General features: G+C 46.9%; 9 protein-coding genes and 2 pseudogenes. 9 read left to right on the forward strand and 2 right to left on the reverse strand.

What is annotated here, in order from left to right; genetic code table 11:
• From ACTF5U_RS08020 to rloA3, 5 genes and pseudogenes are all read left to right on the forward strand, one after another.
• Positions 1-80, forward strand: a pseudogene (locus tag ACTF5U_RS08020) (methyl-accepting chemotaxis protein); the annotation flags it as partial.
• A pseudogene (locus tag ACTF5U_RS08025) lies at positions 62-586 on the forward strand (hypothetical protein); the annotation flags it as partial. The pseudogenes ACTF5U_RS08020 and ACTF5U_RS08025, both read left to right, overlap by 19 nt.
• A 75-nt stretch (positions 587-661) precedes the next feature.
• Complete coding sequence (locus ACTF5U_RS08030; RefSeq protein ID WP_438971115.1) at positions 662-2,110, forward strand: flagellar hook-length control protein FliK; 1,449 nt, start codon at positions 662-664, stop codon at positions 2,108-2,110.
• Positions 2,111-2,147: 37 nt separating this feature from the next.
• A complete protein-coding gene (locus tag ACTF5U_RS08035; RefSeq protein WP_438971116.1) occupies positions 2,148-3,341 on the forward strand; it encodes a methyl-accepting chemotaxis protein in 1,194 nt (397 codons plus the stop codon).
• A gap of 241 nt (positions 3,342-3,582) precedes the next feature.
• Entirely contained in the window at positions 3,583-4,143 is a 561-nt protein-coding gene (rloA3, locus tag ACTF5U_RS08040; protein ID WP_438971117.1) for a retropepsin-like aspartic peptidase RloA3, read from the forward strand.
• A 74-nt stretch (positions 4,144-4,217) separates the two neighbouring features.
• On the opposite strand, the gene pyrF is transcribed toward rloA3, so the two are convergent.
• Entirely contained in the window at positions 4,218-4,916 is a 699-nt protein-coding gene (gene pyrF, locus ACTF5U_RS08045) for an orotidine-5'-phosphate decarboxylase (protein ID WP_438971118.1), read from the reverse strand.
• Positions 4,917-5,039: 123 nt separating this feature from the next.
• On the opposite strand from pyrF, the gene tgt reads away from it, so the two are divergent.
• From tgt to secF, 4 genes are all read left to right on the forward strand, one after another.
• Positions 5,040-6,146: a tRNA guanosine(34) transglycosylase Tgt gene (tgt, locus tag ACTF5U_RS08050; protein ID WP_438971119.1), complete on the forward strand. Its 1,107-nt coding sequence runs from the start codon at positions 5,040-5,042 to the stop codon at positions 6,144-6,146.
• Positions 6,147-6,226: 80 nt separating this feature from the next.
• The gene (yajC, locus tag ACTF5U_RS08055; protein WP_438971120.1) at positions 6,227-6,568 is read left to right on the forward strand and encodes a preprotein translocase subunit YajC; all 342 of its coding nucleotides are present in this window, start codon (positions 6,227-6,229) and stop codon (positions 6,566-6,568) included.
• Between the two features lie 52 nt (positions 6,569-6,620).
• Positions 6,621-8,474 carry a protein translocase subunit SecD gene (secD, locus tag ACTF5U_RS08060; RefSeq protein WP_438971121.1) on the forward strand — a complete coding sequence of 618 codons (1,854 nt, stop codon included), beginning with the start codon at positions 6,621-6,623 and terminating at the stop codon, positions 8,472-8,474.
• Positions 8,475-8,485: 11 nt separating this feature from the next.
• On the forward strand, positions 8,486-9,436 hold the full coding sequence (gene secF, locus ACTF5U_RS08065; RefSeq protein WP_438971122.1) for a protein translocase subunit SecF: 951 nt from the start codon (positions 8,486-8,488) through the stop codon (positions 9,434-9,436).
• A 31-nt stretch (positions 9,437-9,467) separates the two neighbouring features.
• Here the strand turns inward: secF and ACTF5U_RS08070 are convergent, their stop codons facing one another.
• The gene (locus ACTF5U_RS08070; protein ID WP_438971123.1) at positions 9,468-9,722 is read right to left on the reverse strand and encodes a hypothetical protein; all 255 of its coding nucleotides are present in this window, start codon (positions 9,720-9,722) and stop codon (positions 9,468-9,470) included.
• Between the last annotated feature and the right edge of the window lie 146 nt (positions 9,723-9,868).

Raw genomic sequence — 9,868 nt, forward strand, 5'->3', positions numbered from 1 at the left:
GAATGCAGCTATTGAAGCCGCACGGGCTGGTGATGCCGGAAGAGGATTTGCTGTTGTCGCGGATGAAGTACGTAAGCTCTCGCAGAAATCGGATGCTTTCAGTGATGAGATCAGTGAAATCACAACCACCGTGAAAACGACGCTGGAAGATGCTCGAAGCGTAGTGGCAGAAGCAGTGACATCAGACACTAATTTGGCACTGGATAGTAAGGAAAAAGTGGCCGATATGACGACGACTATGGGCAGCCTCAATCAAAAGTCTGTCTCTGTTGTTTCAGAAATCGGCGTTATAGGTCAAACGATGTCATCTTTGGTCAACCAGGCTGTGACGTCACTGCAGTTTGAAGATATGTGCACTCAACTCAGTCAGCATATTGGCAAACGCCTAGCTGCGGTGGAAGATCTCAATCGGCTGATGCGCTCTCTTAATGAAGCACAATTAGAGCCGGGTAATCTGGCGCAGTGTAAAGAAATGCTGGAACAGATCCACCATTCCCTAGCCGAGCTTCGTCCAAAAATAGAATCAACCCAACATCGATCGGTAACTCAGAAGAGCCTCGACACGGGGGATGTCGAATTGTTTTAACTTTTAGCTTGTCTGGCATAGCGTTTGCAAACACTCCAGTGAAAAGAGTCATAGTGACTTTAAGCAGGAGGCAACATGCCACAACATGTTTTTATTCAAACAGATGCTCCAGTGGCTTCCGGTAGCGTCAAAAAATCCGCTGCAGCCCATGATAAATCGAGTGCTGAGGCATTCTCTTCTGAGTTAGATAAAGTCTCGCAGGCTGAGCGAAAGGCGTCCTCAAGGGCTAGTGAGTCATCGCGAAGAGAGCAACAAGCAGAAAAGGCAGCAGCGACAAAACCGGAAGAAAATAGTGTCAATGACGGCAATAAATTGCCGCCGGAAAAATCAGCTGAAAAGACCAGCAAGTCAACTCAGGCAGACGATCAAGACTCAGTGGCCTCTGATGATCCCAAAACTAGTGAGACTGCTGAAGAGACTGCGCAATCTTCGGATGCTAGTGTTAATGAACACGTGCAGCATGCTGGGGCATCCTCGTCTTCAGAAAAGCCAATACGTGCACAGGTGGAAGTAAGTCAGAACGCCGTGGACAATGCCAAGGCTGCTCCCGTTGATATGACAACAAAAGGTAAGTCTGAAACTTCAACCAGTCCGGATACAGCTTCACAAAAATCAGGTGCGAAGTTGGCAGAGCAGGTAATAGCAGCAGATAAACCGGCTAAAACTGAATTAAAGCAGACAAGTACGCAGGCAGAAAAGGCGATCCCAGTGCTGCCGGCTAAAGTCGATAAACTCTTGTTTGAAGAAAATACGACTGCAAAGACGGGGCAACCAAATCTTGCCGCCGTTTTTGAAGCAAAAGATAAATCAGACGGTAAACCTATCAGCATTCGGGCCGATATTTTAGACGCATTGCAACGCAAAAACGGGGATAAAGAGATTTCGATGACCCTCAGGAATGCGATTGCCGCTCAATTGCAGGAGCAATCGGATAAACCGGATATTACCAAAGCATTGCTGACCGCTGATCGTGGTGATAATCAGGCCAAAGCGCTGGCATCGGGCCAAGCCTTTTCAACAGTTTCTGCTGCATCGGCTACAACTTCAGGTACAATCTCGACTGCAGCCTCTGCGCAAGGATTGAGTTTGCCGGTGCAACCCAATATGCAAAACCCTGCCTGGTCACAAGTTATGAGTAGTCGCGTGGTGTGGATGGCAAAAGAGGGCGTGCATCAGGCTGAACTCAAAATGACACCAGCGAATCTCGGGCCGGTTGAAGTACGATTGCAGATACAAAACGATCAAGCCAGCGTGACATTTCTGGCACAACATTCGGCAACACGTGATGCGCTTGAGCAGGCGTTGCCGCGTTTACGCGAGAGTTTTTCTGAGGCCGGGATTGAGTTGGGGCATGCGGAAGTTGCTGAACAACAGCAACAACAGCAGCAGGATAGCGAAACTGAACACGCAGATGATTCGCATATTTTTACTCAAGCCAGCGCTTCAAGTGACGATATAGAGAGTGAACAGGAAATAGAACAACCATTAAGCGAAGCCACTAGTGGGCTGAGCATATATGCATAACGAATAAAACAATAAATGAAAGCCGGGAGAGACGGACGTGTTTAAATTAGAAAACTTCTCTTTAAGAAAAAGAATGTACATCGTTGCAGGGTTTGGCATTATCGGCCTGGTTACATTGGCTCTTCTGGAATGGTATATGTTCCATAGTGGTGTATCGCCGGAAAACCAATTGGTAGCTGTCGCAGTCTTCGTCATTTTGGGTAGTGCTTTTATTATGTACATGGCACACGTTATCGGACGATTTGGTGACCGCCGCGCAACGAATTTGGTTGAAGCCATTCAGAATATTAAGAAAGGTGATCTAACGCATAAAGTGGCTATCCCCGGGAAAAGTGACTTTAGTTGGATGGCCTTTGAGCTTGATAGCGCACGTAAAAATGTAGCGAATCTAGTGCACACCATGGTGGGAGGCGTGTCTCAGCTTGATACGGCTACTCAGAATATGGAGGCTATCAGCAAATCAACGGTGGATGGTGTGTTAAAACAACAAACCGAAACCACTCAAGTCGCAACGGCCATGAATGAAATGGCGGCCTCAGTACAGGAAGTAGCCAGAACAGCGTCCAGTGCTGCAGATGCGGCTCGGAATGCGGATAGTGAAGCTAAGGCCGGGAAACAAGTCGTTTTGGAAACAATGGAAGCCATTGATTCTCTCGCAAGTGAAGTAGAAAAAGCAGCGGATCAACTAAGCAGCCTGGAAGCCGATATCGGAAATATCGGTGCCATTGTTGATGTTATCCGGGGCATCACGGAACAAACCAATTTATTGGCACTTAATGCCGCCATTGAAGCGGCACGAGCGGGTGAACATGGTCGAGGCTTTGCGGTGGTTGCTGATGAAGTGAGAACGCTGGCGGCGCGAACTCAATCATCCACCCATGAAATCGAAGAAATGGTTGAGCGTCTACAACTCGGTGCCCAGTCAGCGGTTCAAGTGATGAACGAAGGCCGTGAGCGTGCCAAAGATAGTGTTGAAAAAGCATCCAGTGCGGGAGCAGCATTGGATACCATCACAGCAATGATTTCAACGATGGATGAAATGAGCGCCCAAATCTCTAGCGCTGCTAATGAACAGTCTTCTGTGGCTGAAGATATTAACCGCGGTATTGTCAATATCAGTCAAGTGGCAGAACACACGGCTGAAGGAGCGCGGGAATCCTCTGTGGCAGTTGATACCCTCAGCAGCTTGTCCTCACAACTACAAGAGGCAGCTGGTAAGTTTAAAGTCTGATAGAAGTATAGACGTTTTGAACAATAAAAAAGCCCGTATAAAACGGGCTTTTTTATTGAAGATAACAGTGACCTGGCGCACAATGTAGTAACGTTTTTCTATTGATTTGGAGACTGTTGATTTTTACCGGCGAGCAAAGAAGCGGCCAATTTCTTTAAAAGTGACACATCAGCTTAGCGGCCGGAACCTGAGACACAAAATCCATACTAACCCTACTTGTAGAACAAGAAGGAGAGAACTGATGGTCCAGAGGCTTTTGAGTCTGTATAGCATCGTGATCGGACTGGCTGTCTTTAGCAACGTAGTGCAGGCCGAGACTACCTATGGTTGGATCGAGAAGATAAAAGTACAGCCCTGGGGAGTGGTAGCAAAGGCGAAACTTGATACGGGTGCCTTGACCTCGTCAATGCATGCTGAGGATATTGAACGCTTTGAACGTGAAGGTGAAGAATGGGTCAGGTTTACCGTTGCATTGGGCGATGAGGAGAACGATAAGCGTATTAATCAGCGCATTGAACGACCACTGCTGCGAAATTTTAGAGTCAGAGGCGCTGGCGGTACGGATAAGCGTTCCGTCGTGTTAATGAAGGTATGTATTGGTGACACGATCTATGAGGAGCAATTCAGCTTACGCAACCGGGAGAATATGTTGTACCCGATTCTGCTGGGCCGACGCACGATTCAGCACTTGGGACCAGTCGATGTGACACGCAACTTTCAGATTGAGTCAGCATGTGACAGCGATTCGCCTGTGTTGAGTTTTAACGAAATAGAAAGTGATGAGAATATTGGTATCAACTAATACCGTGGCGAACCTAATAAAAACATAAAGGCCATCATTACGATGGCCTTTTTTAATGAGTTAATGAAATAGGCCTAATCGCTTGTTAGGCTAGATTCGATCTCTGATAAAGCCTGCATGGGATCGTTTGCCGCTGTAATCGGGCGACCAATAACCAAATGGTGACTACCGGCATCGAGCGCTTGTTTAGGCGTCATAGTACGGTGTTGATCCCCCTGAGCACTACCCGCTGGGCGAATACCCGGTGTGATCAGCTGAAAGTCTTTACCTAACTGATCTCGAAGCGCTGTGGCTTCCTGTGCTGAGCACACGACACCATCAAGCCCGCTCTCTTTAGCCAGTGTCGCCAGGCGAGTAACGGTATCAGTCATTGTGCCTTGTAAACCTATCTGGTCGAAGGTGTGTTGATCCATACTGGTCAGTAGGGTCACGCCAATGAGGATCGGACTATCTTTTGTGTCTCCGACCGCCTCTTTGGCAGCCGTCATCATCGCTCCACCACCCAGGGTGTGCACATTAAGCATCCATACGCCCAGATCTGCAGCGGCAGAACACGCTTTGGCTACGGTATTCGGAATATCGTGGTACTTAAGATCCAGAAACACATCAAACCCGCGTTGCACTAAGGCGTTGACAACTTGAGGCCCTGAACGCGTGAATAATTCTTTACCGACTTTGACACGAGCACGATTGGGATCGATTTGATCAGCCATGCTCAAAGCAGCATTGGCTGTCGCATAATCGAGAGCAACAATGATTTTTGGATCAGACATTCAACACTCCAACACAGATAAAACAGGCATGATCCTACCGTAACGTCGTCGATGATGCGTCGTTTTCGCAGAAAATCGACAGAAAATGGTATCCTGTGCGGCGATTTTTATGAGAATAAATGAATGAAGTTTGATTTGCTTGCGCAAGAGGGGCATGCCCGACGTGGCCGCCTGACATTTGACCGCGGAACAATAGAAACGCCGGCTTTCATGCCGGTTGGCACCTATGGTTCGGTCAAATCGATGACACCGGAAGAAGTGACCAATACTGGCGCAGAAATTATTCTGGGTAATACGTTTCACCTTATGCTCCGCCCGGGCACGGATATTATTTCTGCCCATGGTGATCTGCATGATTTTATGAAGTGGCAAGGCCCTATTTTGACCGACTCGGGTGGTTTTCAAGTATTTAGTCTGGGTGATTTACGCAAAATCACTGAAGAGGGCGTGCATTTCCGCTCACCCGTTAACGGTAATAAGGTTTTTTTAGGTCCTGAAGAATCAATGGCCGTTCAACGTGATTTGGGCAGTGATATCGTTATGATTTTTGATGAATGTACGCCATATCCTGCCGATGAAATAACCGCAGCTAAATCAATGCAGTTGTCGCTACGCTGGGCTGAACGTAGCAAACAAGCGCATGGTGATAACCCCTCCGCATTGTTTGGTATTGTGCAGGGTGGCATGCATGAAACCTTACGTGATGAATCACTGGCGGGTTTGACGGAGATTGGTTTTGATGGCTATGCCATAGGCGGTTTATCGGTGGGTGAACCCAAAGAAGATATGCTGCGCATTCTTGACTACCTCGCCACACGAATGCCGCAAGATAAACCGCATTATCTGATGGGCGTCGGACGACCGGAGGATTTGGTAGAAGCAGTCATGCTGGGCGTGGATATGTTTGATTGTGTGATGCCGACACGAAATGCCCGAAACGGTCATCTGTTTGTGCATCAAGGTGTCATCAAAATACGTAATAGCCGGTTCAAACAGGACACTGGCCCGTTAGATCCTTATTGTGAATGCTATACCTGTCGAAATTATAGCCGCGCTTATCTACATCATCTGGATAGAACTGGCGAAATGTTGGGCCCACGTTTAAATACTATCCACAATCTGCATTATTACCAAACGCTGATGCAGGGCCTTAGACAAGCGATTGAAAATCAATCGCTGACCGAGTTTAGAAAAGAATTTTATGCGTTACGGGAAACACCACTGGTTTGATTAGTGTCCATTGCTATCGGTAACCCTTATGGCTGTGGCATAATCGGTTTCTTTTTTGTTCTTATAAATGAGGATTGACGATGGACTTTTTCATTTCTGCTGCCTATGCAGGTGCTGCTGAAACACAAGCTGCTTCTTCTGGCTCACCTGGATTGTTAGATTTTGCCTTTCCAATTATTTTGTTGGTCTTATTTTATGTGATGCTGATTAGACCCCAACAAAAACGCGCCAAAGAACATCGTTCTATGCAATCGGCATTGGCAAAAGGCGATGAAGTCGTGACGGATGGCGGCTTGATGGGAAAAATTCTCAATATCACGGATAACGCTATCACCGTACAAATCGCTGACAGTGTTGAGGTGAAAGTACGCCGTGAGTCAATCAACTCTGTCCTGCCTAAAGGCACACTGAAACAACTTTAATCGCGTTTACTACCGTCGTGAGATGGCTTGAAATAACCCTCAGGAATTACAAATGAACCGATATCCACTGTGGAAGAACCTCCTGGTCCTGATTGTCTTACTGTTTGCCGGCATATATGCGATGCCGAATTTGTTTGGCGATGATCCAGCAGTGCAAATCTCAGCCGGCAGGACTTCTACGGTAGATTTAGCACTGGTTGATAAAGCAGAAACAGCATTGAAAGAGGCCGGCATTGAATATAAAGGTGTGGCTCTGGAAGATGAAAAGCTGCTGATCCGACTGATGTCAGCTGACAGTCAGCTTCAAGCCAAGGATGTGTTGAACCAGACGTTGCAGGATGATTTCATCATCGCCTTGAATCTGGCTCCGAACACACCGGATTGGCTTTCTTCATTAGGTGCCGAACCGATGAATCTGGGACTGGATTTACGCGGTGGCGTGCATTTTCTGATGGAAGTGGATATGAACGCTGCGGTTAAACAGGCGCTTGACGGTTATGCCAGTGATATCAGACTGACTTTGCGCGATGAGAAAATCCGCTATAAGCAGATCAAGATTGATAATGATGATTTGATTGTGATATTTCGCAGTCCTTCCGATCGCGATCAGGCGGAAACCCTGATTAGTCGCGAAATGGACGCGTTGCAGGTGGCTGTTGAAGACAGTGCTGCATCTCCAACCTTGAGCTTGAAACTGACTGAAGTAACCTTGCGTGAAACCAAAACGCTTGCACTGCAGCAAAATATCACTACCTTGCGTAATCGTATTAACGAGCTTGGTGTTGCTGAACCAACCGTTCAACAGCAGGGTGATAACCGTATTGTAGTGCAATTACCGGGTGTGCAGGATACGGCTCAGGCTAAGAAAATTCTGGGTGCAACAGCCACACTTGAATTCAGGCTGGTCGATTTCGAGAATGATGTTAAAGATGCACTGAATGGCCGTGTTCCGGCGAATTCAGAGTTGTACTATCATCGCGACGGACGCCCTTATCTACTGAAAAAACGCGTTATGTTGACGGGTGAGCACGTGATCAACGCACGATCTACGCTGGATTCACAATCGGGTTCACCGGCCGTTTCGGTGACATTGGATGGCAAGGGGGCACGCGCATTCAGTAATGTGACTCGCGATAACATTGGCAATCCGATGGCTGTAGTCTTTATCGAATCAAAGTCAGAAACCAGAGAAATTGATGGCGAACTAGTCAAAGTGCGTCGTCAGGTTCCTGAGATAATTAATGTTGCGACAATCCGTGACCAACTGAGTAAAAAATTCCAAATTACAGGCTTAGACAGCACCACCGAAGCACGTGATCTGTCTCTGTTACTGCGAGCTGGGGCGCTGGCTGCACCCATTGATATTGTTGAAGAACGGACTGTTGGCCCAAGCCTTGGTCAGGATAATATCGACCAAGGCTTTGCTTCGGTGATGATTGGCTTTGCATTTGTTTTGGTATTTATGGTGGTCTGGTATCGCGTATTCGGGCTTGTCGCAAACATTGCTCTTGCAGCTAATCTGGTGTTCATCGTCGCGTTGCTGTCAATGTTACAGGCAACATTAACATTGCCAGGTATTGCCGGTATTGTTCTGACCGTCGGTATGGCAGTTGATGCCAACGTATTGATATTTGAACGTATCCGTGAAGAACTGCGGATCGGTAATAGTCCTCAATCCAGTATTAATGCCGGGTATGGCAAAGCCTTCTCGACCATTGCTGATGCGAATATCACAACCTTGATTGCGGCTATCGTTCTCTTCGGTTTTGGTACCGGTTCGATTAAAGGCTTTGCCGTTACATTGACGCTGGGCATTATCACTTCAATGTTTACCGCAATCATGGGCACACGTGCCGTGGTTAATTTGATTTACGGTCGTCAGCACAAACCTAAGCTGTCAATTTAGGATACACAAACATGCAGTTTTTAAAGAGTGAAACGAATATCCCGTTCATGGCGAAGCGTCGTCTGGCGGCGATTTTTTCGGCGATACTGATTCTTGCTTCAATAACGTCATTGACATTGCAGGGACTTAATTTTGGTATCGACTTTACCGGCGGTACGATGATTGAGCTGGGTTACCAGGAACAGGTCGATCTTAATCAGTTGCGCAGTGATTTGTCCGAGGGTGGCTATGCCGATGCGACGGTACAAAACTTTGGTTCAATACATGACGTATTGATTCGTTTGCCGGTGATCGAAACACAGAATATGGCACAGCTTAGCAATGAAGTTGTGTCGATGTTACAAGCAAAGAATGAGACCGAAATTGATGTGCGTCGGGTTGAGTTTGTGGGGCCTCAGGTGGGTGAAGAATTGACGGAGCAGGGTGGTCTGGCAATGTTGTACGCCTTAATCGGTATCCTGATATACGTCTCCCTACGCTTTGAATATCGTTTTGCCATTGGTTCGGTTGTGGCTTTGATCCACGACGTCGTACTCACATTGGGCTTTTTCTCTTTAACACGGGTTGAGTTTGACCTGACGGTACTAGCAGCAATCCTGGCCATTATCGGTTATTCGCTTAACGATACGATTGTCGTGTTTGACCGTATTCGCGAAACATTTTTGAAGATGCGAAAAGGTGGTTCTGAAGAAATTGTAAATCGGGCGCTTAACGATACGCTGAGCCGAACTTTGATGACATCCATGACCACCTTACTGGTGGTGCTTGCCTTATTTGTATTCGGAGGAGAGGTGATTCATGCTTTCTCAATTGCATTACTGCTAGGTATCATCATTGGTACTTATTCATCTATTTATATAGCGAGTAATACCATACTGGCGATGGGAATCAGCAAAGAAGATCTGATGCCACCCGTTAAAGACGATGATGAGAATGCGAATGCTGACGGGAGTCAGGTGTAAGTCAAAAAAAGCCCGCCTCAAGCGGGCTTTTTTATGAATGAAAGGTTAGGCCGTTAAAGCGGAGTTCTTTACTGATCGTGACTGGCCGATTTTTTGTAGAACGCTTGCGTTCAATAGATACGACTTTCGCATTTTGTTCTGCGAGCTCTCGCATATGTGCCTCTTCAACCGTTTCAATACTCAATATTCTCAGCCCGCTGCAATCACTGCGGTAACTCATAAAGGTAGCGAACTCTTCCACACCTTCGAGAATTTGCTGACAATCGAGTTCCTGTTGTTTATCCATAATTTGATTGATACCTGCTTTGTTAAATAACGTATCGGCATAGAACCGCGGTACTTGAGTCCAAACAGCAGATTAAAATGCTGGTTGATAACAACCATTTTTGGGTGTCAGCTAGCAATGAAAAAACGTGAAAAGCATATTAGGCG

The organism is Methylophaga sp. (genome assembly GCF_965655755.1).
Lineage (GTDB): Bacteria > Pseudomonadota > Gammaproteobacteria > Nitrosococcales > Methylophagaceae > Methylophaga.